At 43.1% G+C, this 25,898-nt stretch carries 18 protein-coding genes; 17 read left to right on the forward strand and 1 reads right to left on the reverse strand.

Translation table 11 applies throughout. The features are described 5' to 3' along the window. Positions 1 to 230 precede the first annotated feature (230 nt). From LZG71_RS08670 to LZG71_RS08700, 7 genes are all read left to right on the forward strand, one after another. On the forward strand, positions 231 to 3,425 hold the full coding sequence (locus LZG71_RS08670; protein WP_233819079.1) for a TonB-dependent receptor: 3,195 nt from the start codon (positions 231 to 233) through the stop codon (positions 3,423 to 3,425). A gap of 18 nt (positions 3,426 to 3,443) precedes the next feature. Continuing rightward, entirely contained in the window at positions 3,444 to 5,261 is a 1,818-nt protein-coding gene (locus tag LZG71_RS08675) for a RagB/SusD family nutrient uptake outer membrane protein (protein ID WP_233819081.1), read from the forward strand. A 245-nt stretch (positions 5,262 to 5,506) separates the two neighbouring features. After that, entirely contained in the window at positions 5,507 to 6,205 is a 699-nt protein-coding gene (locus LZG71_RS08680; protein WP_233819083.1) for a PDDEXK nuclease domain-containing protein, read from the forward strand. Between the two features lie 107 nt (positions 6,206 to 6,312). Then, positions 6,313 to 7,608 (forward strand): S41 family peptidase, encoded by a 1,296-nt coding sequence (locus LZG71_RS08685; protein WP_233819085.1) that lies wholly within the window; start codon positions 6,313 to 6,315, stop codon positions 7,606 to 7,608. A gap of 128 nt (positions 7,609 to 7,736) precedes the next feature. Beyond that, a complete protein-coding gene (gene dgoD, locus LZG71_RS08690) occupies positions 7,737 to 8,885 on the forward strand; it encodes a galactonate dehydratase (protein ID WP_233819087.1) in 1,149 nt (382 codons plus the stop codon). Between the two features lie 389 nt (positions 8,886 to 9,274). Then, on the forward strand, positions 9,275 to 12,616 hold the full coding sequence (locus tag LZG71_RS08695; RefSeq protein WP_233819089.1) for a TonB-dependent receptor: 3,342 nt from the start codon (positions 9,275 to 9,277) through the stop codon (positions 12,614 to 12,616). A gap of 10 nt (positions 12,617 to 12,626) precedes the next feature. Then, positions 12,627 to 14,168, forward strand: coding sequence for a RagB/SusD family nutrient uptake outer membrane protein (locus LZG71_RS08700; RefSeq protein ID WP_233819091.1), 1,542 nt, complete (start codon positions 12,627 to 12,629; stop codon positions 14,166 to 14,168). 276 nt (positions 14,169 to 14,444) lie between these two features. Here the strand turns inward: LZG71_RS08700 and LZG71_RS08705 are convergent, their stop codons facing one another. Beyond that, positions 14,445 to 14,984 (reverse strand): hypothetical protein, encoded by a 540-nt coding sequence (locus tag LZG71_RS08705; RefSeq protein WP_233819093.1) that lies wholly within the window; start codon positions 14,982 to 14,984, stop codon positions 14,445 to 14,447. A 485-nt stretch (positions 14,985 to 15,469) separates the two neighbouring features. On the opposite strand from LZG71_RS08705, the gene LZG71_RS08710 reads away from it, so the two are divergent. The 10 genes from LZG71_RS08710 (at position 15,470) to LZG71_RS08755 (ending at position 25,889) form a co-directional block, all read left to right on the forward strand. Next, positions 15,470 to 16,492 (forward strand): TlpA disulfide reductase family protein, encoded by a 1,023-nt coding sequence (locus LZG71_RS08710; protein WP_233819095.1) that lies wholly within the window; start codon positions 15,470 to 15,472, stop codon positions 16,490 to 16,492. 78 nt (positions 16,493 to 16,570) lie between these two features. Further along, positions 16,571 to 16,825 carry a hypothetical protein gene (locus LZG71_RS08715; RefSeq protein WP_233819097.1) on the forward strand — a complete coding sequence of 85 codons (255 nt, stop codon included), beginning with the start codon at positions 16,571 to 16,573 and terminating at the stop codon, positions 16,823 to 16,825. A 218-nt stretch (positions 16,826 to 17,043) separates the two neighbouring features. Next, positions 17,044 to 17,826, forward strand: a complete 783-nt coding sequence (locus LZG71_RS08720; protein WP_233819099.1) for an AraC family transcriptional regulator — start codon at positions 17,044 to 17,046, stop codon at positions 17,824 to 17,826. A gap of 201 nt (positions 17,827 to 18,027) precedes the next feature. Then, positions 18,028 to 18,624: an HPP family protein gene (locus LZG71_RS08725; RefSeq protein ID WP_233819101.1), complete on the forward strand. Its 597-nt coding sequence runs from the start codon at positions 18,028 to 18,030 to the stop codon at positions 18,622 to 18,624. A 609-nt stretch (positions 18,625 to 19,233) separates the two neighbouring features. Then, on the forward strand, positions 19,234 to 19,563 hold the full coding sequence (locus tag LZG71_RS08730; protein ID WP_233819103.1) for a DUF6686 family protein: 330 nt from the start codon (positions 19,234 to 19,236) through the stop codon (positions 19,561 to 19,563). Positions 19,564 to 19,623: 60 nt separating this feature from the next. Beyond that, on the forward strand, positions 19,624 to 19,959 hold the full coding sequence (locus LZG71_RS08735) for a hypothetical protein (protein WP_233819105.1): 336 nt from the start codon (positions 19,624 to 19,626) through the stop codon (positions 19,957 to 19,959). A gap of 6 nt (positions 19,960 to 19,965) precedes the next feature. Further along, positions 19,966 to 20,190: a hypothetical protein gene (locus tag LZG71_RS08740; protein WP_233819107.1), complete on the forward strand. Its 225-nt coding sequence runs from the start codon at positions 19,966 to 19,968 to the stop codon at positions 20,188 to 20,190. Between the two features lie 237 nt (positions 20,191 to 20,427). Beyond that, positions 20,428 to 20,997 carry an RNA polymerase sigma factor gene (locus LZG71_RS08745; protein WP_233819109.1) on the forward strand — a complete coding sequence of 190 codons (570 nt, stop codon included), beginning with the start codon at positions 20,428 to 20,430 and terminating at the stop codon, positions 20,995 to 20,997. A gap of 120 nt (positions 20,998 to 21,117) precedes the next feature. After that, complete coding sequence (locus tag LZG71_RS08750) at positions 21,118 to 22,200, forward strand: FecR family protein (protein WP_233819112.1); 1,083 nt, start codon at positions 21,118 to 21,120, stop codon at positions 22,198 to 22,200. A gap of 266 nt (positions 22,201 to 22,466) precedes the next feature. Beyond that, on the forward strand, positions 22,467 to 25,889 hold the full coding sequence (locus LZG71_RS08755) for a TonB-dependent receptor (protein ID WP_233819114.1): 3,423 nt from the start codon (positions 22,467 to 22,469) through the stop codon (positions 25,887 to 25,889). Positions 25,890 to 25,898: the final 9 nt, after the last annotated feature.

Raw genomic sequence — 25,898 nt, forward strand, 5'->3', positions numbered from 1 at the left:
AACTGTTTCCTATGCAGATCATTCCAATTTAGAAGACCAGGACTTACAAAGTGCCGCATTTATACTATGTCATGCAATCGATTGCGAAATTCATCTCAATTAGTTGTATGGATCGCTGATGCTTGCTTACAGGAAGGCTGTTTCTCAAAATAGCTTCATGGGAAAATACTGTCCGGCCGGTAAGCAATAGGTTTGTTTTAACATTAACCATTTTTGTTCTTGTCTTAAATATGCTAAAAAAAATACGCTGTATTTTAAAGGTGTCACTCTTGGGGCTGACGCCGATTTTAAACTTTTCCCACGACGCAGTTTCGTCATCCTTAATTGTTCATAATCGCAGCAGCGAATCAGGAAGGCATCGTTTTGCCGATAAAAGGATTACAGGAAAAGTAACAGATGAGCAGGGCAGGGAGCTGCCAGGTGTGAACGTGACCGTGAAGGGTACCACCCGCGGAACTTCCACCGATGTAAACGGAGTTTACACGCTGGAAGTAACTGAAGAGACCGATCTGCTGGTATTTTCTTTTGTAGGTTATCTGGCAAAAGAAGTGAAAATCGGCTCAGCCACAACGGTCGACGTAAAGTTGGATCCTGATACGAAGGCACTTGAAGAGGTGGTTGTAGTGGGGTATGGCAGCCAGAAAAAAGCGACAGTAACCGGATCGATAGCCAGTATCAAGGGAGATGCCATTGCAAGAGTTCCGGCTCCTAACATTTCGCAGTCACTTGCCGGGCGTGTAGCCGGTGTAAGTATGCGTCCAAATGGCGGCCAGCCTGGCAAGGACGATCCGGATATACATATACGGGGTATCGTTACAACCGGAAACAACAAACCGCTTATCGTTGTGGATGGTGTACGTAGGGACAATATCCGGCAGGTAGATCCCGCGAGCATCGAAACCATCACCATTTTGAAAGATGCTGCGGCTGTTGCTCCGTACGGTATTGGTGGTGCGAACGGTGTAATTATGATCACTACGAAGAAGGGCAAAACGGGCAAACCGCAGGTTCGTGTAAGCTCTTCTTATGGTTTTCAAAATCCGACTTATTTGCCTGACGTGCTGAGTGCCAAGGACTATATGACTTTGCAGAACGAAGCTTATCTGAACCAGACTCCGGGCGGGGCAAGCCTTCCCAACGATCCGGCTCTGATCCGGGACTATGAAAAGCTTCATGCGGAAGATCCGTGGAAATACCCAAGCTCAAACTTTCTGGAAGTGTTCAACAAAAACGTACCTGTACAAAATCACAATCTGGAATTGAGTGGCGGAACGGAAAACGTAACCTACCACGCTGGTGTTGGTTATTTTGATCAGAAAGGGATTTTTGATCCGGTGAGTTACAGGCGTTACAACTACAACCTGAACCTGGAAATGGCTGCGACCAAAACCACCAAGGTTGGGATGACACTCTTCGGCAGTATCGAAAACACAAAGGATGTGGACGCTGATGAAACCACTTCCGGGCACCTTTTCCGTAGTTTTTACAAATTTTTACCAACTCAGAGCCTGCTCTATCCGGAAGGGGACAGGTGGGGAGAATCGTCGGCCAATACACCAATCGGAGTATTGCGTTCGCCGGGTTATCGCAGAGCCAACGGCAATACCCTGCTGGGAACAATTTATGTAGAACAGCAGCTTGCAAAAGGTCTGAGCGTGAAGGGTGTGTTTAGTTATGACCCTTCTCAGCGCAACATTAAACTATGGCACGTACCATTTGTTTACCATAAAATTGACCTGTCACAAAAACCTTACACCTACACCAATGCTGTTTCTTTACAGGAAGGTGCAGGAAAGCCGTTCAGGTGGCTGGGGTTGGAAAATCAGCGCCGGACCAATTATACATATCAGGGTTATCTGAACTACAACCGTACTTTTGGCAATCATGCTGTGACTGGTCTTGCGGTGGTTGAAATGCGTAAAATGACGGCCGACACCATGATGACACGCCGTAATAACTTCGCAATCGGTATTGACGAATTGAGTTTCGGAAGCTCGGATAAACTCGACTACGACAACGCCGGTTGGGCTGCTACCGGCAGCGAGCTGGGTTATGTATACCGTTTTGGATATACCTATAAAGACAGGTACATTGTTGAAGCCGCGGGTCGTTACGACGGACACTACTACTTTGCACCAGGCAAAAGATGGGGATATTTTCCCGCCTTCTCTGCGGCATGGAGAATTTCGGAAGAATCGTTCATGAAGGGTTTCCGGTTTATCGACGAGTTGAAATTGAGAGGATCGTGGGGTAAAGCGGGAATGCTTGCCGGTGGTCCTTTTCAATACCAGTCGGGCTACAACCTGAGAGGTGGTGCTTATGCTTTTGGGAACGGTACACTGGTGCAGGGATCGCAGGTATTAAGAGAAGCCAACAACCAGATTACCTGGGAAATTTCTACTAAAACGGATGTTGGTTTTGATTTAAGCATGTGGAATTCTTTACTGAACATTGAATTCGATTATTTCCACGAGAACAGAACCGGTATGTTACTCGCTCCTCAGGTTACTTTGCCTGTTGAATACGGGCTTTCACTTTCTCAGGAAAATAAGGGAAGAATGAGCGCCAATGGCGTTGAATTGAATATTGGCACAAGAAAACGGGTATCGAAAGATCTTGATTTCTCTTTGAACGCCAACATGAGTTATTCAATCAACCGCATGGAGGAAGTATTCCAAACGGATGCTGAGGCTAAAAATCCGAACCGCACAAAAGTTGGCCGCCAGTTTGGTACACCTTACGGATTTAAATCGCTTGGCCTGTTCAAAAGCTCGGATGACAAAAACGGGAATGGAATTGTCAATGCAGAGGATGGATACAGCGTAGTACAATTCGGCGATTTACATCCTGGCGATATCCGTTATGCTGATTTAAGCGGCCCCAACGGTGTGCCCGATGGTGTTATTAATGATTACGATCTTACAGTAATCGGAAATCCGGTTTACCCTGCACTTACCTATGGTATCACACCAAGTGTAAACTGGAAAGGGTTTGACCTTACATTGTTCTTCCAGGGCACAGGAAAGTCGAGCATAGGTGTACGCCAATTCCTGACCGTTCCATTTGAAAATAATGGCAGTAACACAGGTTATGAGTACTATAACAACCGCTGGACGCCAGAAAATCAGGACGCAAAATATCCTCGTTCAACGCCGGCACCTTACGCCAATAATACAAAAGATTCGGATTTCTGGTGGATGAATTCAAGTTACCTACGTCTGAAAACGGCAAGTATCGGATACACGCTGCCAAAGTCGGTGCTTGGTAAATTGAAAATGAGCTCGGCGCGTGTATACTTCATTGCACAGAACCTGTTCACGATCAGTAAGATCAAACACATTGATCCTGAAATGGGCTATACGGACCGTGAGACGGCTTATCCGGTAATGAAAGCCAACACATTTGGAATAGACCTGACCTTTTAACTCGAAACCTGAAATTATATGAAAGCAGCCATAAAACATTTTAGAATCATTGGGTTGAGTTTAGCAATGCTCACGTTATCCGTTTCCTGCGATACCGATGAGTTTTTAGAGAACGTGAATAAATCCAACCTGACTGATCAGACACAGTGGGAATCAGAGCCTAATGCTGATGTTTTTCTGAATGATATTTACAGTGAAGTCCCTAACAAACTGACGCAGACAGAAACGCTGGATTATTATACGGATGACTACAACATCAGCCATTATTACACCGCATCCAACTGGCGACTGGGCGTTACCCAGGTTCCTTCCACAAGCACAGACAACCCCTGGGGTGGAACACAAGGCCCCACCTACGGCTACACATGGCAAAATTTCTTTGTCAAAATACGCAAGTGTAATACGTTCCTGCAAAAGCTGACTGAAAACAGAGGTAATTTTTCAGAAGCATATTTTAACAAACGTATTGACGAAGTGAAGTTTTTGAGAGCTTTTTTTTACAGTGAGTTCTTTTCGCAGGTAGGCGGCTTACCGATCATTACAGAACCGCTGGACCGCAATACAATGACCGAAGCTGAGCTAAAAAAACCACGCAAATCTTTTCAGGAAACTTTCGACTTCATCGTTGGTGAACTAGATCAGGTGGTAAAAAATGGACATTTGTCTGTAAAGTATGCTGCTTCTGATAAAGACGCGGGACGCGCAACACTGGGTGCAGCGCTGGCGCTCAAAGGCTGGGTAGAACTTTTCGGAGCAAGTCCGTTATTTAACACAGCTACGCCTTACCTTTCTGATCCGGATAAGTTTGTTCATTTTGGCAACTATGATCCTGCAAGATGGGTCAAAGCAGCTGCTACCAACAAACAGTTTATTGATCTGTACGGTGATGGTAAAAACTACAACCTGTTTGCCGATCTGAAAAACTTCTGGCGTGTTGCAAATGAATACAACCCGGAGGTGATCTGGGACAGGCAGGTTGTGGCTAACGTAGCCAATATGGGATCCAATTATGAAGGTCGCGGTGGCGTGACCTACGTTTTGGGAGAATATCGCTCATGGGGAAATTACAATCCTACTCAGGAGCTGGTGGATGCGTTTGCGATGGCGAATGGAAGACCCATCACCGATCCTAACTCAGGCTACGATCCGCAGAAACCTTATGTAAATCGTGAGAAGCGGTTCTATGATTTTATTGTGTACGACGGCGCTCCCTACAAACTTGACTGGATGCCTAGAGCGGATACAATTTACACCCGTGTTGACTTAACCTATCCAAATCCTGACCGTACCAATCAGATTGACCTGGCCGGCAAAACGGACGTGGGTGATTCGGGATATTACCAGCGGAAACGCCTCAATCCCGATGCTGCACCGGGTACCGATGCAAGCGGGCAGAACTACGTCTTCCTGCGCTATGCGGAAGTGTTGTTAAACTATGCCGAAGCCCAAAACGAAGTGAGCGGTCCGAATGCATCTGTATATGATGCCATTAACAAGGTAAGATTACGTTCTGAAATTGCGGCGTTGCCGGCTGGCCTTACCAAAGAGCAGATGAGAGCCGCTATTCAGAGAGAACGCCGTGTGGAATTCTGCTTTGAAGACAAACGTTTTCTTGATAGCAAACGTTGGGCAATCACCGCGCAGGTAATGGGAAAAGCACGTCACAACATGGTAATCCGTAATTCTGTTCCTGCTAATAACTCCGGAAAATGGGTTTACAGCGTGGAAGAAGAGAAAAAGTATAATGTGAAATTTGAATTGAAACAATACATGAATCCAATTCCTCAAAACGTTTTGGATCAAAATTCAGGAATTAAGCAGAATCCCGGGTATTGAGTGAGCTGGTGATGAGTAAAAAGTGAAAAGCAAAATGGGATCTGGCGGTTGTCGGATCCCACTTTTTTTGTTCCCAATACCTTATCTATTTTCCGAATTTGTCGGTTATTGTTTCCTCAGCATTACTTCCTGAAAACATCCATTATCGTTAGATTGCAGCGAAAGTGAAATGAGAGATGGAAAAACAAATCTAAATCAAGTAGGTTTGTCATATCAGTGATACGAGAATTAGATATTGTAAAATTATGGTTCCCGAAAATACCAACATACAACTTATTACCACAGAGGTTAAGCAGCTGATTGAGCAAAGCAGGCAAAATGTGGCTGTGGCAGTTAATGCGCTTTACGGGCGCACTGCCATCAGCAAGAAGCCGGAACAAACGATAATCAATGATCTTGAAATGCTGAAGAATGAACAGAAAGTAAGTCCCGATCTGATTTTCAGGGATCCTTATTTTCTGGATTTTCTTGGTCTGGTAGATACTTACTCTGAAAAAGATCTGGAAACGAGCATCATCGTTGAGCTGCAACGTTTCATCACCGAAATGGGTAGTGATTTTGCTTTTTTGGCAAGACAAAAAAGAATTACTATTGACAACCGGGATTACTATATCGATCTGCTCTTCTACCACAGAAGATTAAAATGCCTGATAGCCATTGACCTGAAAATCGGAGAATTTGAAGCTGGATTCAAAGGGCAAATGGAATTGTATTTGAGATATCTGGAGAAGTACGAGCAGGTTGAAGGTGAAAATACGCCCATCGGACTAATACTCTGTACCGGCAAAAACGAAGAGCATGTAGAATTGCTGCAACTGGATAAAAGCAATATCCGCGTAGCCGACTATTTAACCGCGCTGCCATCCCAAAAACTCCTGCGTGAAAAACTACATAAAGCAGTAGAAATTGCTCAACAAAGATTAAGCCAGAGAGACCATGAATAAAGCCAGAGAAGAAAATTACATTATTGACTAGACTCACGATTATAAAACTCACCTCTACAATAAATTATAACAGGCAACAGCCTTGTAGAATTTTTAATTTACCCTTAATGAATACAAAGTTTAAACTTCTCATTCTCTTAATATCCATTCTGTTCAGTTCTTGTACTAACGAAGAGCATCTTTATCTGCAAGACAAGCTTTGGAAAGGCGTTGTCGCTGCTGGTAAAGATTCAGTGACTATTTACTTTGCTTTTGATAAAAATTTCTTTGGGAATTTGCAGGGAAAAATCTCCATTCCAGATCAAAGCCTTCATGATATTGAAGCTTCCACATGCAATCTGAGAGGGGACAGTCTGTTCCTTGAATTTTCCGAGGCATTAAATGCAAAGGTTCATGCAAAGGTTGGAAGTGATAAAATTTCGGGGGCTTGGGAACAGGGTGGACATACATTTGCTTTAAATCTAAAACAATCGTCCGAAACCATTTTGCAAGCTTACATGGATAGGGCGATGACACTTGCCGAACATAATTCTGTTTACAAACAAACTGTCGACTGGAAGAAACTGAGAGAAGAAGTAACTGCAATTGCGAAAAGTGCCAACAATATAGATGAATTGGTTCCTGCGTTTCAGTTGATTCTTCGCACTTTGAACGACAAGCATGGCTTTGTAATGATCGATAATGACTATATCAAAAATGAAATCAATAATGCTCCAAAGGCGGCTTATGGACATAACAAGGAGATTGTATCTGCGCAGTTGTCAGGTTTAGTAGGCTACGTTCGTATTCCGACTTTTACTAATACAGAAGGAGTTAAAAGTGAGGAATTTAACCAAAAAATACAAAGTCAAATATGTAAACTTATTGAGGGGAAATCTCAAAATTGGATTATTGATCTGCGTCTGAATGAAGGTGGTACCATGTTTCCGATGCTGGGAGGTTTGAATAAATTGTTGGATGATGGTGAAATCGGAGCATATGTGGATGCTGATCGAAAAGAATCAACGACCTGGATTATGAAGGATGGAAATTACTACAATGGAGAGCAGCAAACGACCACTTCCGGCAAAAAATGTAAATCCCAAATCGAAGTTAGAAAAATTGCTGTACTTACAGGTCCGCTTACTGCAAGCAGTGGAGAGGCAGTTGCAATAGCGCTGCATGGCATGCAAAACACCAAACATTTTGGAGAGCCAACAAGAGGACGATCAACCGGAGTCCCGGGATATGGAGTTGGGAAAAACATTACTTTCTTCTTTTCCACCTCATTTTATGCAGATAGGAAAGGGCAGATCTATAAAAATGGTATTTCTCCCGACGTTCTGGTAACAGGAGGTGATAATTTTGCTGAGATTGAACAGGACAGTAAAGTGCATGCCGCTTTGAAATGGATTCAGGAGTAATTATTGATTTTCGAAAAAATTAGAATACGTCTGAAATTTATCAGATATAAAATTGGAGAAGAGCGCTTTTGACTAAACGATATTGAACTGAATAATTTTGCTTACAACATTGATTTAAGATTTATAAAATGAAAATAAAGAGTTACGAGTTGTTTCAGGTTCCACCGAGGTGGTTGTTTTTGAAAATTGAGACGGATGAAGGTATTGTTGGATGGGGCGAACCTGTTATTGAAGGCAAGGCTGCGACTGTAAAAGCGGCTGTGATTGAGCTGATGGAATCGCTGATCGGGAAAGATCCGATGGATATCGAAGGACATTGGAATACGATGTACCGTGGCGGTTTTTACCGTGGAGGACCTATTCTGATGAGTGCCATTGCGGGTATTGATCAGGCACTTTGGGATATAAAAGGGAAGTTTTACAACGCGCCTGTATACCAATTGCTCGGTGGAAAATGCCGTGATAAAATAAAGGTATATTCCTGGATCGGCGGCGATAGGCCTGCTGATGTCGCCAACACAGCCAGAAAATCTCTTGAAAGTGGTTTCAAAGCCATCAAGATGAATGCGACTGACGAAATGCAGTACGTGGATTCTTACCTTAAAATTGATAAGGTGCTCGAACGTGTAGCATCCATTCGTGAGGCAGTGGGTTACCAACTGGATATTGGTGTAGATTTTCATGGTCGTTTGCACAAGCCAATGGCGAAGGTGCTGGCAAAAGAATTGGAGCAATTCCGTCCTATGTTCATTGAAGAACCCGTTTTGCCTGAAAACAATGAAGCATTAAGAGAAATAGCGAACCATACCTGCATTCCGATCGCAACCGGAGAGCGCATGTTTAGTCGTTGGCAATTCAAAGAGCTTTTGATGCAGGGTTATGCCGATATTATTCAGCCCGATTTGTCGCATGCTGGTGGCATCACCGAATGCAAAAAAATACTTTCCATGGCAGAAGCATTTGATGTAGCCGCTGCTCCGCATTGTCCTTTGGGACCAATAGCTCTTGCTGCCTGTTTACAAGTTGATGCGACTTGTCACAATGCCTTTATACAGGAACAAAGCCTTGGGATTCACTACAATCAGGGCAATGATCTGATGGATTATTTATCCGATAAATCCGTATTCAGCTATGAAGATGGCTATGTAAATATTCCGTCCGGTCCTGGTTTAGGTATTGAGATCGACGAAGAGCAGGTACGCCGCATGGCGGCAGTAGGACACAACTGGAAAAACCCGCTCTGGAAACATGAGGACGGTAGCGCGGCGGAATGGTAGTAGTAGCTATTAGCTTTTAGCTGTCAGCTATCAGCATTTGGCTTTTAGTGTGCTTGTAATGATAATGTTCAAGCCGCTTGCCGGAAAATCAATAGCAAATTTTTAATCAATCAAACGAGGCAATCTTTCGGGGCTGCCTCGTTTTTTTGTATATCAAATGTTAGCATGAAAACCCTCATGTTTAACTGTAAGCCCAGTCCATATTCTCGGAAAACAATAACGGTTTTCCAAAATCCCCATCTTCGAAACTTCACATTTTCATAATACGCACTACCCATTGGCGTAACAGTGTGCGACTACTTTTGCGCGCTTATTCAGGCTGTTTTTTCGATCAAGTAAGATCAGTTTTGAAATAACACCTTATTGTTATAATTAAATAAATACGTTTTATGAAAAAACTATTTTTACCTGTAATTCCGATGATGATTGCCGGTGCTATGGTTTTCAGTCCGGGTTCAGTTTTGAGAGCTGCGCCGGTAAAAAGCCAATCGATCATTGGTAATAAACTTGCACCTAAAGCAAAGGTGACGGGTAAGGTAATTGATGAAAGCGGAGAGGCCTTGTTTGGTGTTACGGTCATTGAAAAGGGAAACACTAGCAGCGGAACGGTAACAGATGTGAATGGAGAATTTATCATCGATGCGAAACAAGGAAGCACACTCGTATTTTCTTTTGTAGGTTTTATCGCGCAGGAAGTTGTGGTGTCGAACCAAACCAATTTCCGTATCCAGTTAAAACAGGATGCGCTTATGCTTAATGAAGTGGTAGCCGTTGGTTATCAAACGATGCGTAAAAGTGATTTGACGGGTGCTATTTCAAGTGTAAAGGCAAAGGAACTTAATCTTACCACGCCAACTGTCGGACAAGCGCTTGTTGGAAAAGTGGCCGGGGTGCAGATCTCACAGGTGAGTGGCGCGCCATACGTTGGAACTAAAATCCGGGTGAGGGGAGTAGGTTCGGTGAACGCAAGTTCAGATCCGCTTTATGTTGTGGACGGATACCCAGCCGGAACGGATGTTTTTATCAATCCGAATGATATTGAATCCATTGATATTCTGAAAGATGCGGCTTCTGCTGCCATCTATGGTTCGCGTGCAGCTGGCGGTGTGGTGTTGATCACGACCAAACGAGGCAAAGAAGGAAAAGGAAAACTGGAATACGATTACCAGTTCGGTGTGCATCAGCTAAGCAAAAAGGTGGACATGCTCAATTCTTCGGAATTTGCGCAGCTGATGATCGATGGAAGGAATAATTCTTACCGGGATTTGATGGTAAACGGTGGCAAAACCTGGACAGACGCCATGTTCTCGGACGACAATGCGACCCGTATCAAAAATGTAGGGAATGCAGGAACGGTAAGCATCCCGACTGACATCTACGATTTTGCAGCGCAGAAAATGATCACGCCTAAGTATAATACCGACTGGCAAAATGAGCTTTACCGCAATGCGCCTGTTAACAGACACAACATCAGTTTCGCAGGCGGACAAAATGGCTTGCGTTATGCAATTAGTGGCGGGCATCTCAATCAGCAGGGGATTATTCTCAGTACCAAACAGGAGCGCACAAACTTCCGTGCGAACATTGATGCTGACGTAAACAAGCGTCTTAAAGTGGGAGCGAATTTGTCTTTCACTTCCAATACCAACCGCGAAGTTCAGGAAGGTCGTTTCCATCAGGGGCCGATATTGGGTGCGCTGGTTTATATGCCGATTTTCAAAGCATACAATGAAGACGGGTCACTGGCGAAAAATGAAGCGGCAGCTTTAAGTCCCGGATTTGGATTCCAGTCCATAGAAAATCCTGTGGCACTGGCTACCGAAACGCATATCAACAGGAAAGGACAGCGCGGAACTTACAACGGTTTTGCGACTTTCGAAATCGTGAAAGATCTGAATTTTAAGGTCAATCTTGGGATGCAGACATACAATGAAAAGTATGAGTTTTATTTGCCTACGAGTCTGAGTAGCGGAGCAAATCCTCCGGGTTCACCTCAGGCAATTGCTGCCGCCAATGCGACTGCACGTACCACCTCGCAAATGGACAAACTGGCGGAATTTACTTTGACTTACCGGAAAAATTGGGGCAAACACAACTTCGACGGATTAGCCGGATACTCGGTTCAGGAAAATAATCGCGATATCATAGAGGTTAATTCCAAAGGTTTTCAGAATGACAGGATTGAAGAAATTACAGGTAAAGGTGCAGACGCGACTTTCTTCTCGTTGAACACAGGAAACAACGGAACAGGCAAAACAGACTGGACATTGATCTCATACCTTGCGCGTGCAGTCTATAATTTTGACAATAAATATTACCTGACGGCCTCTTTCCGTACCGACGGTTCTTCCCGTTTCGGACCAAACAACCGCTGGGGTAATTTCCCTTCTATATCAGCAGGGTGGAACATTTCAAATGAATCGTTTTACAATGATTTCCTTGGTAAATCGTCCACAATGAAGCTTCGTGGAAGCTGGGGATTGAGTGGGAATAACAACATTGGTAACTACGCTTTCCTGCAAACCATGTCTGCACCGGGTGGAGTTGTTTTTGGGAACAATTCGGTGAATACTGCCATGTGGGCAAGTGGAATCAAAGACCTGAATCTGGGTTGGGAATCGACTTCACAGTATAACGTTGGTTTGGATCTTGGTTTGTTCAACGACCGTCTTTCGATCATGGCCAACTATTATCTGAGCCGCTCTTACGATTTGTTGTTCAACCAACCACTTTCGGCCATTTCCGGAACTTCGTCAATTCTTACGAATCTTCGCAATTCCAAGGTTCAGAATACAGGATTTGATATTCAGGCAGATGCACGTGTGATTTCTACCAATGATTTTGACCTGAACATCAGCGGTAACTTTTCATTGAACCGCAACAAAGTTCTGAATATGGGAGGTGCCAGCACGATTTACAGTACAGGTGCAGAGCGCTCTTACCTGACGCACATCACACAGGAAGGTCAGCCGATTGGTATGTTCTATGGTTTCAAGGTGAAAGGTATGGTGAGAGAGGCAGATATGGAAAATATTGCTGCTGACAATGCGGCATACAACTCTGCTACGCAATCATTCCCTGCGGGTTACGTATTGAAAGGCCCTGCACGCTCAACGGCTTCCACAAATCCTTTGCGCCCGGGTGATCTTTATTTTGAGGATGTAAACAAAGATGGTGTGGTAAATGACGCAGACAAAGGAATTATCGGAAGTCCTCATGCCAAATTTACCTACGGATTTGCGCTTTCGGCAAACTACAAACAGTTCGATTTTAGCTCTTCTTTCAACGGAAGTTATGGCAACAAGGTGCTCGACGGACAGGATTATTACATCTACAACATGGAAGGTTCCGGTAACCAGTATTCCAAAGTATTGAACCGCTACCGCTCAGAAGCAGAGCCGGGTGATGGCAAGGTGTACCGCGCTGCAAGAGGAGGAACACAAAGCAACAGCACACGTCTTTCCACTTTCTATTTGCAAGATGGTTCCTTTCTGAGATGTACGAACCTGACACTGGGTTACAACGTAACATCGATTTCCAAGCTCAGCAAAAATGCGATCAGCGCGTTGAGAGTTTGTGTTGGGGTGGATAATGCCTTCACCATTACCAAGTATTTGGGATACAATCCGGAAGTTGATTACAACGATGGTTCCAACCTTACTCCGGGTGTAGATTATGGAAAATATCCGCTGGCCCGCGCTTACAATATCGGAGCCCGTATCACCTTTTAATTTCTGAAAAATGTTTAGTTACAAATATAAAATATCAAGTGTTGTGGTTGCGGCCGGACTTGCCATTATGAGTTCGTGTTCGTCAGATTTTATCAATCTGCAAGATCCCAATGCTGTTTCCAACGAGAGCTATTACCGTACAGAAAGCGATGTACTTGCGGCTGTAAATGGTGTATATCAGTTACTGCGAAATGGTAATGGAGTTGGAGAAACCAGTGGTTTATTCAACGAAGAACGGTCGGATAATACCGGAAGAGACGACAACCAGTCGAACGCGGGTGAACCCTTTCAGTTCAATGATTTTTCGATCCTGCCAAGTAACGGCTATTTAAAAAGTCATTGGCTGGCTTTGTATCAAAGTGTTTCAAGAAGCAATCAGGTACTGGACGGCATCGAAAAGGTTACGTTCACAGATAACAACCTGAAAGAGCAATACAAAGCGGAGGCGAAATTTATCCGGGCGCTCACTTATTTTCATCTTGTTCGGAAATGGGGAGATGTGCCTTTGGTAACCAAGCCATTGATCACCATTGCAGAGGTGCAGGCCAGTACCGTACGTGCAAAAGAAGCAGTGGTTTACCAGCAAATTGTAGCTGATTTGAAAGATGCAGTTGGCAGCACTTTACCTAATGTGCAAACCGCTGCAACCAAAGGTAAGGTCACCAAAGCAGCTGTAAATGCGCTTTTGGGACAAGTTTACCTGACAATGGCAACAACGCAGGATCAGGCAAACCGTGTTGCAAATTTGAATGAAGCGAAAACGTATTTAACAGCGGCTTACAACCTTCGTTCTTTCGGATTGTTGAAAGAAATTCCTTACACGGATGTGTTTGATGTGGCTAAAAAATCAACCTGCCCGGAGATTATTTTTCAGGTGGTAAACCGCCAGGGTGATGTGAATTTTTCTTCTTCCATTGCAAGGAGCAATCAGGCAAAAGGGGAGACCATCAATTCGCCATTTACTTCAACCGGAGCAGGCGGAAATATCACTCAGGATCTGGTTCTTGACTATGAAGATACGGATTTGAGAAAAGCGTTTTCTATCAAATTTGCCAATGATCCGATCGTGCGGAATTATTTTATTACCAAATTCCGTGATGCGAGTCCTGCTGCAACCACAAACGGATGGGGTGGAAATGATTGGATATTGATGCGTTATGCAGATGTGATTCTGATGCTTGCGGAAGTGAACATGTATCTTGGCAACGAACAAGAAGCGATCGGATTCCTGGATCAGGTACGGGATAGAGCCGGAATGCCTGCCTACGAAGTAATGAAAAGCAACGCTTCTTACACTGCCAAATACCCGACACTAAAACTGGCAATTCTTCACGAACGCCGTGTTGAACTTGCATTTGAAAATCACCGTCTGTTTGATTTGCTGCGTACCTTCACAACCGACGAGCTGGTGGCGTATTTCAAAACAAAAAAACAGGAGGATTTTGGAACCGCCAAGTTGAGCAACTTTGGTAAAAAAGACAGATACTATCCAATTCCATTCGACGAATACAAACTCAATCCCGAAACCATGTACCAGAATCCAGGATATTGATACTGATTTGGTGAGTTTCGGACACGATTATAGAGGTTGCCCCGCAAAGGCAGCCTCTATTACTTTTATAATGCAAGTTCTTTACTGAAATCAAAATAACAACTGGCAGTATGAGCAATACGACAGCTGATATTTATCATCACGCTTCACTATTCTTTCTAAAAATAGATAGCCATTGATTTGGCAAATACTGCTCAATCAACAAAGAAAATATTAGAGTGGCAAGGTTAGGAAATCGTTTCATTTTATGTCTGGATTAAATGGTGAGTCTTGCTTTTAAACCGTCTGATGTTGAAGTACGCAGGGTTGCAGGTGTTCGTCTATTTGGGTTTGAATCACGTTGTTGAAGATGTTGTTTGCGATCATAACTTCTGCAAAAGCCGTGAAGAGCACAATTTTTTCATTGGAGTATTTTTTACGAATTGGTTTAAAAATTTCATCAGGCACGAATCCTTTATTTTCTCCAATTGCCGGTCCGAAATTCAACAGCGTTTGTTCTTGATCTGATACCACCCATTGCTCCGGATCTTCGCCTGAGTCAATGATCGTTTTCCTGAAATACGCGCTGGAATAATCAGATTGTGATGCTTCGGAAATGGATAAAGCAAAATGCGTTGCAAGCCTTGCACCCAATATTGTTTTGGCTTCTTCAAACAAAGGATACCATTGCATGTAAACCTTAAAAGCCAGCGCAGAATGTCCCAGCGTTGGTTTTGCATTGGTGATGCGGCTGTTGTAAATCGTCTTGTGCTGAATAAATGCGATCTGTGTTTCAGTCGACTGTTCTCTTGTTTCGAGTGGTGATATTCTCGGCATAATTTGATGGGGGGGTATGGGTGGAAAGTGAGTTGAGTTAAGTGGTTTTTTTGGAGTGAGAAGTGAAATGTAAAAAGTAAGAACCAGGCCGCCAGGCGATAAAATGTGAAAAGTGGGGATTAGGGTGTTTAGTAGTCTTTTTTTGCCCCAAGCCCTGGTAATTAGAAAATGATATTATGGAATAATCATATTTATTGAGTCAAATTGAATTGACGAGTTGGTGCATATCAGATTGAAGCAGGATCTGGTAAAGTGCTAAATGAGCGAAAATAATTTCCATCAAGAACTTTAACTGATAAGCGACATAATGTATTCGTGACTCTTCGTGTAATCAGTGGCAAAAAATATTAGTAGTATTCTTTATATTATATGTGCACTAACCATGAATTGGTCTGCTTTTAGGTAAAATACCCGAAAAACCACATTTCAAGTTTGATCGTATCTGAGTAATGAATACATTTGTCTATAAATTTGATAGACTTTATATGAAAATTCGTCTGCTTACTCTGGGAATGTTGCTTGCTGGTACTTTTTCAGTTGCTCAAAATAAGCCGGTACAAGTAACGATCGAAGGAACCGTGCCGGGTGTTACGTCTGGATACGTGTATCTGCAAAAGTTTCAGGAGAAATTGTTTTTTCCGGTGGACTCAGCCAAGGTTGAAAACGGAAAGTTTCAGTTGCGCTCGGCAGTTCAGCAACCGGAATTATACGGGCTCACTGTTGATCAAAAAAAGGCACCTTTGTTTCTTTTTGTACAAAACGCCAGTGCTATTCATGTTGTATTAGATACGGCTTCGTATTATAAAAATAGCAGGATTACCGGCTCCGAGGCTCAGGCTGTATTCGATAAGTACAGGCAGAGTTCCAATGTGAAAATTGATGAATTCATAAAGGAAAACCCCGCATCTATCGTTTCTGCGTACGTGCTGTATCGCAACTATGCCTACCGCCTCACGCCCGATCAGATCCGTCAGAATATTGCTCAGCTTGATCCGTCATTACACGGTACGCAATATGTGGGAACACTTGAAAAACTGATTGTTACCATGGATAAAGTAGCGATTGGAAAACCAGCGATTGACTTCACTGCAAACGATACAGAAGGCAAACCTGTGAAACTTTCCGATCATTATGGGAAATATCTGCTTATCGATTTCTGGGCTGCCTGGTGCGGACCGTGTCGTAAGGAAAACCCCAATCTGGTGAAGGCATATCATAAGTATAAAGACAAAGGATTTGATGTGTTCGGTGTGTCTCTGGACCGTACCAAAGAGGCCTGGTTAAAAGCCATTGCGAAAGATGAATTGACCTGGACACAGGTGTCTGACCTGAAATATTGGCACAGCGAGCCTGCTGCGTTGTATGGTGTAAGAGCAATTCCTGCCAATTTCCTGTTGAGTCCGGATGGTAAAATTGTGGGTAAAAACCTGACAGGAGAGGAGCTTCATAAAAAGCTGGAAGAGCTGCTGGGTGAAGGTGCCGCGAAGGCTACAAAGAGTTCGAAATAATGAAAACCGGATTACAAACAGATGCGGAAAATGGTGGGGCCTGCATTAACCCTTTATCCATTTCAAATGCTTAATCGTATGAGCAATGTCGTTTTTCTAAGGATTATGTACCGCAACGCGGTAAACCTGCACGGTGTCACTTCTATCATTGAATCTGTAAAAGGACTCAGGATCAAACACCTCAATTTTATTAACAGAGGGCGCGATTTTGTTGGCGTAGTCGCTTTCGAAACAGCCAGAAAAGAAGATGTACCACATTTGATCCATCTGCTGCGAATCAACAGCGATATATCCAAAGTGGAGAAAGTATCCAAAGGTATTCTGAGTTATTGATGTAGGTTAAATAAGTTGAAGGGGATTTTTTGCCTGGCGGCAGAGAATCCCCTTTTTTTACGTGAAATACGTTCAGGTTCATTTTCTAATGATTAGTCCTTTTGCATGAATAAGTGTGATATTCTTTTTTAATAATGGACTAATATTTATTTATTCCAGCCAAACTTATGTGTTTCGCTCCAAGCCTTTTTACTTTTGGGTAAATCAACCGATAAGTTATGGGCCTGATCGCCTCGCTGCCTGATATTGATAAGAATGAGTTCTCCGTTTTTGTGATGCACGAAAAGTCAGAAAAGCTGATACCGCTACATACACACCAGAAAGGACAGCTGAGTTATGTAGAAGGTGGAATCGCTTACATAACAATCGATTACAAGACATACGTAGTGCCGGCCCGTCATTTTTTCTGGATACCAAAGGGTATCGCGCATGTGGTTAGGATCGGTCAGTTTGCCACTGTATTCAGGTCTTTGTATTATTATACAGAAGACGATCATACAGATCCGTTTTATAATCAGATGGGCATTTATCCTGCCAGTGAATTATTGATCCAGATGATCAAATTCACTGAGTGTTGGGATAGCAGCCACGTGACCAGAGCCGATTACAATTTTGATTTTCTGGTCGCTTTGAAAAAACTACTTACTCAGAATGTTCATTCGCGGCCAATTATGCTTCCTTCGACAGAAGACGAAAGAATGAACGGTATCATCGAATATTTGCAGCAACATCTTGCACAGCCAATTGATCTGAAAGGTGTCAGCAGTCATTTTAATATGAGCGAGCGCTCATTCTCCCGGTTTTTTCAGTCCACATTACAAATGTCATTTTTTCAATACCTGAAAACATTAAGAATGATCCAGGCGATAGAATTGATCGTTAAAACGCGGACGCCGATCAACGAGATCGCGCATCTTGTAGGTTATCAGAACGTTGGTTCATTCAGCAACGCTTTTTTTGAATTTACCAATTCCAGACCATCAGAACTGAGGAATAATTAAGTTTCACACATGCCACACACCATCAACATATTGCTTGCAACACTCTGTAACAACACCAACTTTCTGATCGCACTCGGAATCCTGGCGTTCGTTCTGCTCTTCGCTGTTCTTTCTATCAAATCGTTTAAGCAGTAGGAGTGAGAAGTAAGGAGTGAGATGATTGCAAGGTCAAAGTATTTATATTTTTAAATGAAAAAAAGTTTGAGAAAGCATATCCGCAGACCAATTCGTTTGGCCCGTTACGTCGTTTACAAGGAAACACTTATTGATTTTAAAGACCATATGTGGACCTTTATTGGTTCATTTTTAGGTATAGGGCTAATCGGACTGTTTGCCAGTCACAACTTTCTCGAAATGGATGCTGTATTTTTAATAGGCTCCTTCGGCGCGTCTTCTGTGTTAATATACGGTCTGGTCAACAGCCCCCTGGCTCAGCCACGTAATCTCATCGGCGGGCACCTGGTAAGTGCTTTCACAGGTGTTACCATACAGTATATTTTACCCGGTGAATTGTGGCTGGCCTCTGCGATGGCTGTTTCATTGTCGATCGTTTTCATGCAGATCACCAAAACGCTGCATCCGCCCGGAGGTGCCACGGCATTGATCGCCAATATTGGTTCTGAAAAAATTAAAAGTTTGGGGTACTTATATGTATTGAGTCCGGTTTTGACGGGGGCCCTGATTTTACTTTTTGCCGCTATCGTAGTCAACCGGTTCGCCGCTCACAGGTCCTATCCTAAAAATCCGTATTGGTATAAATTCTGGAAAAAGAGGTACAGGCGAAGAGTCGATTATTGAGCTAATTGTGTCCATCTGTTATTCCTGGTGGGGCAAAACTACTAACTCTCACTTTCTAAAAATCTGATCGGTCGGGTACGTAATGTTGCGTGCCTAAAGGCACTTGGAATGTTCTTGATTTGTCTTGTATCTACCGATATTTCATCCCTGACGGGATTTGAAATCTAAGGTGTGTATTGACTGCTGATTAAAAGATTTATAGTCAGATAGTAGGAGCGATGTATCGGAAGTGCGAGGGATTTCAAAACGCCTGTTCATATTTCCCATCATAAAACTTTCTCCACCATTATCACTCAATCCCTTTAGGGATGACATATTGGTAGAAAATTTGTTTTTGTCAGGAACACCGAGTGCCTTTAGGTACGTAACGTTCCGTACCTAAGGCACTTATGATATTCCTAGCCTTGTCCTGCATCTACTGATATTTCATCCCTGATGGGATTTGACAGATTTATTCACCTACTAATTCTTATAGATTGATGATGATTAGTGACTAATTATCTGAAAATCATGTTGATATAATTTATCTTACATTTTATTAATAATAAGTCTAAATAAAATTAACTTTGCAATACTTAATTCAGTATTCAGAAAATTTTACACGGAAGAATGAGTCATCATACCAAAACCTTGTCGGAATGCCCGAATGGATATGTGGGTTATTGCGAGTGCTGCGCACGATACAATGTCAGTTTTAATAATTCGCTTTTTATATTTTCTGAAAACGAGTTTGAAGGATTCAAGCAACTTCTCACCGAGAGGGTGGGACTGAATCCATTTTACACTACCCATGGTAAAGAAGTGATCGCACAAACACCAATGAAAAATTACTATCTGGTTTTTGCAGAAACGGAAATTCAGCAGTTGCTGGATATGATGATAGAAGCGAGCCTGATTGTGGAAACAAATCAGATTCTGGCGCGAACCGGTTGTCAGTAACCAATTTCCTGATCATAATTTAAATTCTGACCATTGCAGTCATTTATAAAATACATCAATATGTGTGATTTCAGAACACTCCATTTGGATGCGAAGCTGGGTTATGTTTTGCAGTGCATTCATTGCAATGACATTACCATAGGATTTGGTATACTGACTTTCAGCCGTAGTCTGGACGAATTTCACATGATGGTTCAGGATGTGCATGAATGTCACGACTTTCATAAATCCATGGGATACGAGCCGGAAACCCGGAACATACCTTTTTGGCAACTCAACGAATGCAGCTGCGTGACACTTTCCCTTAATGAACTGCATCAGCTTGGAGAATTGCTTGATCTAGCCTCCGCCAGACTGATGTTGGATCAGTTGCTTTTAAACCTTCCGGAGAATTGAAAAACCATGAAAACGCTTAGCTTTCGTACCAATATTGATTGCCCGCTCAGGGTTCAAAAAGCGATTTGTGCGCTGGAATGTCTTCGTGGTCGGTATTGCCAGTTCAGTATGGATTTGATGGAAAGAGATCACATTTTAACAGTCAAGTCCGAAGATCTTGAACATAAAGACGTGATTCAGGTGCTTCGTAAGGAAGGTATCGTTTGCGAAACCTTTATTAAAGTAGCCTGATAAATTATCCCAGTTCTCTTTTTTGTCAAACCCGTATGTGTACTGTCTACTCCTGACTATTTACTGAAAACTCAACTTGTACTAACCCCTGAAATTTTATTAATAATTGTCAGGATTTTTAAGAGTATAAATTTAAGAATATCGCTTTGCTAACCTTTATTGTTGCCGGGCTCCCCTCGGATTTTATCTGAAATGGGGGGCAAAAACAGCAATTTCAATGGCTTATTGTTCTGCGATATGAAACTGTATTCTGACGACCTTCTCCTTTGGAGCTCCTTTAAAAATGGGGACAGAAAAGCATACGAAACACTGCTGAATCGATATTATTCGGCTCTTTTTCACTATGCTTCCAGGTTTACTAAAAATCGTGAGCAAGCGGAGGACTGTATTCAGGATAGTTTCGTTTACTTGTGGGTGCACAGGGCTACACTGGGGTCACCGGAGAATGTTAAATTTTATTTATTCAAAACCATCCGTAACGCCGTCTTTTTAGATATCAAAAAGAATTCGGTGCCTGTGCCTGCTGAATTGTGGGGAGATGATGAGATGGATATGGAATCCCAGATTATTGACCTGGAAACCCGGGATTACAATCTTAAAAAGCTCAGACATTTGTTAACAGGTTTGCCTGAACGCCAACGGGAAGCACTTTATCTGAAATACTTTGAAGAATCATCGGTTGACGAAATCGCACAGCTGATGGGAATAAATAGACAAACAGCTGCTAATTTTCTTTACAGAGGATTGAGTTACCTGCGCGAACACTGGTATCAGTTGCCAGTTCTGCTGTGGTCTTTCGGTTTTTGAAATGCCCTCCATTTCACCATTACAAACGCTTTTCCCCCGTCCAATAAAAATAGTTTCAATTCCGAGGGTATAAGAAAGGGATGTCTCTCTATTTAGTTATATCAATACCAGTTCATTTGCATGGATTTGTCCAACAACGAAGATATAGAGCAGCTCCTTAGCGATCCCAAATTTCGGAAATGGGTGATGAACCCCACTGTGTCACTTGACCGTTACTGGGCTGAGTGGAGAGCACTGTATCCGGAGCAGGAGGGAGTTTTTTGGCTAGCCAAAGATACGATTCTGGCATTAGGGGAAGAGTCTTTACCATTATCAGAAGAGCGGGCATCTATTAATATTCAGCGAATTTTAAACGAAACAACGGAAAGAGAAGTACCAGCAAGCCGACGTTTATACTGGCTGTCTGTTGCAGCAAGTGTGCTTATTGTATCCGGACTTTTCGCTTATTCCTGGTTACAATCAAAAGATGATTCGGGGCAAAATAGTATACAGCGGGCATTGGTGAAAAAGGGAGAAGAATCGGGTTGGATTACTTTTACCAATTCACAAAAATCTCCGGGACCCGTTACGTTGCCTGATGGCAGCACGGTGATTGTATTTCCATCGAGCAGCATTCGATATCCAGAAAAATTCAGCGACACAACCAGAAATGTGTTTCTGTCGGGCGAAGCTTTTTTCGAGGTAACAAAAGACGCTGCACATCCTTTTATCGTATCCACCACACACCTCAGTACAAGAGTGCTCGGAACCAGCTTCCGTGTTCGTGATGTGGAAGATGAGGCTCCTTCGGTACGGGTAAAAACAGGTAAAGTAGAAGTAACGCTCACTGAAACAAAGAACGGTTCCGGTTCCGGAACACTTATTCTGAGTGCGCATCAGGAAATGAATTTTAAAGAAAATAAAGCAGACCTCTTACCTCATATTGTGGATTTTGACCCGGAAAGTGCAACGGCTTTACCAATTGAAACCAACAATTACAATTTTAAGCGTACACCGTTGTCGCAGGTATTTCAGACGCTACGGGAAACGTATGGTGTTGAAATACATTATGACAAAGAAAAACTGGCTGATTGTAGTCTGACGGCAACTTTGGGCGACCAACCAATGCAGGAAAAATTAAGGATGATTTCGTTAGGTCTCAATCTTCATTTTGAAATTAATACAGATAATTCTGTGACGATTACAGGCAACGGCTGCCGATAGTTTTTACTTGTCTCCGGTAATACAGATGGTTTTTGGCGGTGCCGAAAACCATTTTTTATGCCCGTTGACCAAGTTAAAAATCAGGAAGATTGAAAAATTTACATTTATCCGAAAAAAAAATCCATTCTGGAGGGTATACAGAAGATGATATACTCTAATCGATATATAACTCAATAATTTATGCAATTTATCCCATTTACTAACTCATCTGGCGCAATCAGTGTGAAAGCTGTTTACACAACCCTTTATTCAAAAAAAAGTGATTTATGAGAAAAATGACTATGTACTACAAACGATCCAAAACGCTGAGCAGGATGGCATTAGGCTTGGGTTTGGTTCTCCTCTTTTTTGGTATATCGCAGGCAACCAGCGCGCGTGCTCAGGAATTTCTCAATCAGAAGATTTCTGTTTCTTTTCAGCAGGGAAAAGTTGAAAAGGTACTCGAATATCTGGAAAGCAAAGCAGGTGTTAACTTCCTTTATAGCCCTGAGTTGATCGACGCCAACCGCCAGATTTCTTTTGAAATGCCCAACACAAAGTTTGCCGACATACTGACCGGACTGACACAGAAGTTGCAGGTGAGCTACGAGATTTCGGGCAAAACAATTATTTTGAAACCACAGGCTACACAGAAACCAAAGGCAACAAGTTCCAGCACATCTGCTGTGGACCGGACTGTTACCGGTGTGGTTTTAGATGATACGGGCGAGCCGCTTCCGGGCGTGAGCATTCAGGCAAAAGGAAGTACGGTTGGAACCAGCACAGGATTGGACGGGAAGTTCAATTTTGTAGTTGGTGATGATATTACCACGCTTATCTTTTCATACATCGGTTACATCACGCAAGAGGTAGCATTAACCAACAGCAGTGATCTCAACATCACGCTGGCTCCGGATGTGAAGAGTTTGAGCGAGGTTGTTGTGGTTGGTTATGGTACGGTTAAAAAGAGAGACCTTACCGGATCAGTTGGTTCGGTAGATGCAAAGGCTATTGCCGGACGTGGTACCACATCAGCAATGGCTGCGATTCAGGGAGCTGTTGCCGGGGTAGATATCAGCACCAACTCCGTGAGACCGGGTGGTGGCTTTGCTATTCAGATCCGTGGCCAGAACTCGCTTGCTGGTGGGAACCCGTTGTATGTAGTTGATGGTGTGGTTACGGGAGATATCAACTTTCTGAACCCGGCTGATATTGAGCAAATTGACATTCTTAAAGATGCATCTTCAACAGCCATTTATGGATCACGTGGTTCGAATGGTGTTGTTCTCGTAAAAACAAAAAACGCCGGAACACCTGGTTCAAGTCGTACTTCTATTACTTATGATGGTTATTATAGTGTAAGAGAATTGGCTCGTGTTCCTGATTTCATGGACGGAAGACAATGGGTCGATTTCCGTACATCAGGATATTACCAATATGCCAATGGTGCGTATTCTCTTCCAAGTAAATCGGTTATTCTTCAAAATAGCCCGCTCCTGGAACAAAGACTTTACGATCAGAATTATGAGGATTGGTTGAAACTGGGAACACGCAGTGGTCAGCAGCAAAACCATTACATCGGTATATCAGGAAACAGTGATAAGCTTTCGTACAACCTTGGATTGGGTTACCAAAAAGAAGAAGGTAACTTCATCAACGAAGATTTGAGCCGTTACACGTTCAAACTTTCCGCAGAGCACAGAGCTTCCAAGTTTTTCTCAGCAGGCGGTAGTGTAAACATGACGATGGGGATCAATAACTCTGGTAGCCAGAACGGATACAGGGACGTGCTTCGTATGCCAAATATTTTGAGCGCTTACGATGACAATGGCGTTCTGATCGAACAACCTGGTATAGCAGCGTCGATCCAGGGAACAGGTAACTTCACAAGTTCTCCAAATCCATTGCTGGAAATTAATAGTGGTACCGAAGAGCTCCGCAGATATGATATTCTTGGTAGCATTTTTGCAGAATTTCGCCCGCTGGATGGTTTGTCTTTCCGCAGTTCGTTGCTTCCGCGTTTTAACAGATCTCGTACAGGTCGTTATTATGGCGTAGTGAATGGAAACCGTAGCCAGGATCATGCATTTCAGTCCAATACCGAGAACTTCGAGTTTACATGGGATAACGTGTTGAACTATACCAAAAGCTTTGAAGGAAAACACAACATCAATGTTTCTCTGATTCAAAGCGCATTCAGAACACGTTACGAGCGGATTCAGGCGGCTTCGAACAATTTACCTTATGATTCACAATGGTATAACCTGTTTAGCGGAACGTTTGTAAACGGAAGTTCGAATACCAATTATGCGGAAACTTCTTTGCTCTCGTATGCAGGACGTGCCAACTATGATTACAAAGGAAAATATTTCGTAACGGGTACACTTCGTTACGATGGTAGCTCAAAATTGAGAGACAAATGGCAGGCGTTCCCATCAGCCGCTTTGGCATGGAGAATTTCAGAAGAGGATTTTGCAAAAGCGAATTTCTTATCGGATTTGAAAGCCCGTTTCAGTGTTGGTTTCTCCGGTAATAACAACGGGATCAGTGCTTACGGTGCGCAGCAAACTCCACAAACCGGAAGTTTGGTATGGTACGACTTCGATGGAACTGCGGTATCGGGTTTCGCACCGGGTCGTCCTGTAAACCAGAGTGTTACATGGGAAAAAACACGTGAAATTAACTTCGGTATCGACTATAGTTTATTCAACTACCGCGTATCCGGTACAATCGACTTGTACGACAAGTTATCTGACGGACTTCTGATGAGCCGTGCGCTTGCGATTGAGTCTGGTGTGCCAAGTATGACAGACAACATCGGATCTGTAAGCAACAAAGGGATTGAGCTTTCTCTTAAAACGGTTAATGTCAGAACGGATAAATTTGAGTGGTCGACCGACTTCGTATTTTCTCACAACCGAAATGCCATTGAATCTCTGTATGGTAAAAAAGAAGATGTTCCGGGTGAAGCACGTTTCATCGGAGAGTCAATCAACGTCATTTACGATTACCGCTTGACGGGCATCTGGAAAATGGCGGAGGCCGAAGAAGCGTTGAAATGGGGACAACAGCCAGGACAGGCAAAAGCATTGGATGTTAACAACGATGGCAGAATCACTGCTGCTGATGACCGGGTAATTCTTGGAAGCCCGGATCCAACATGGACAGGAAGCGTAACATCTACGGTTCGTTTACAAAACTGGGATTTTGCACTGAATTTTTTCACCCGCCAGGGTGTGTTTGTGAGCGACAGGTTCCTTGAAGAATTTGGTCCGCAAAACAACCAACGCGGCAGGCCAAAAATCAACTTCGACTACTACGTACCACCGGGCGTTGACCGTTACGACTGGAATACCTGGGGAACAGGAGCTGCCGGTCAGCCAACTGCAACCTGGGGAACAAGTGGTGCAGGTAACGAAAATGCCGAATTTGCTCACTATGTAAACCGTGGTCCTTATGGTGGAAACAATGCGATGTACACCAATGCCTCTTTTGTGAAGCTTCGGAACATTACCCTTGGTTACACACTTCCAACCAAAACATTGGAAAGAATTAAAGTGAAATCATTGAGAGTATACGGAAACGTATTGAACCCATTCACTTTTACCAAGTACAAAGGCTGGGATCCTGAATACGCTACTACTGCACTGGATAATGGGAATGGCCCGAGCAACATTACATACCAATTTGGCGTAAATGTTAAATTCTAAGAAAATGAA

It is taken from the genome of Dyadobacter sp. CY312 (genome assembly GCF_021390535.1).
Classification (GTDB): domain Bacteria; phylum Bacteroidota; class Bacteroidia; order Cytophagales; family Spirosomataceae; genus Dyadobacter.

Bases quoted from the DNA above. Each gene is read 5' to 3' on its own strand.
- LZG71_RS08670 (WP_233819079.1), top strand. From the start codon at position 231: ATGCTAAAAAAAATACGCTGTATTTTAAAGGTGTCACTCTTGGGGCTG.
- LZG71_RS08675 (WP_233819081.1), top strand. From the start codon at position 3,444: ATGAAAGCAGCCATAAAACATTTTAGAATCATTGGGTTGAGTTTAGCA.
- LZG71_RS08680 (WP_233819083.1), top strand. From the start codon at position 5,507: ATGGTTCCCGAAAATACCAACATACAACTTATTACCACAGAGGTTAAG.
- LZG71_RS08685 (WP_233819085.1), top strand. From the start codon at position 6,313: ATGAATACAAAGTTTAAACTTCTCATTCTCTTAATATCCATTCTGTTC.
- dgoD (WP_233819087.1), top strand. From the start codon at position 7,737: ATGAAAATAAAGAGTTACGAGTTGTTTCAGGTTCCACCGAGGTGGTTG.
- LZG71_RS08695 (WP_233819089.1), top strand. From the start codon at position 9,275: ATGAAAAAACTATTTTTACCTGTAATTCCGATGATGATTGCCGGTGCT.
- LZG71_RS08700 (WP_233819091.1), top strand. From the start codon at position 12,627: ATGTTTAGTTACAAATATAAAATATCAAGTGTTGTGGTTGCGGCCGGA.
- LZG71_RS08705 (WP_233819093.1), bottom strand. From the start codon at position 14,984: ATGCCGAGAATATCACCACTCGAAACAAGAGAACAGTCGACTGAAACA.
- LZG71_RS08710 (WP_233819095.1), top strand. From the start codon at position 15,470: ATGAAAATTCGTCTGCTTACTCTGGGAATGTTGCTTGCTGGTACTTTT.
- LZG71_RS08715 (WP_233819097.1), top strand. From the start codon at position 16,571: ATGAGCAATGTCGTTTTTCTAAGGATTATGTACCGCAACGCGGTAAAC.
- LZG71_RS08720 (WP_233819099.1), top strand. From the start codon at position 17,044: ATGGGCCTGATCGCCTCGCTGCCTGATATTGATAAGAATGAGTTCTCC.
- LZG71_RS08730 (WP_233819103.1), top strand. From the start codon at position 19,234: ATGAGTCATCATACCAAAACCTTGTCGGAATGCCCGAATGGATATGTG.
- LZG71_RS08735 (WP_233819105.1), top strand. From the start codon at position 19,624: ATGTGTGATTTCAGAACACTCCATTTGGATGCGAAGCTGGGTTATGTT.
- LZG71_RS08740 (WP_233819107.1), top strand. From the start codon at position 19,966: ATGAAAACGCTTAGCTTTCGTACCAATATTGATTGCCCGCTCAGGGTT.
- LZG71_RS08745 (WP_233819109.1), top strand. From the start codon at position 20,428: ATGAAACTGTATTCTGACGACCTTCTCCTTTGGAGCTCCTTTAAAAAT.
- LZG71_RS08750 (WP_233819112.1), top strand. From the start codon at position 21,118: ATGGATTTGTCCAACAACGAAGATATAGAGCAGCTCCTTAGCGATCCC.
- LZG71_RS08755 (WP_233819114.1), top strand. From the start codon at position 22,467: ATGAGAAAAATGACTATGTACTACAAACGATCCAAAACGCTGAGCAGG.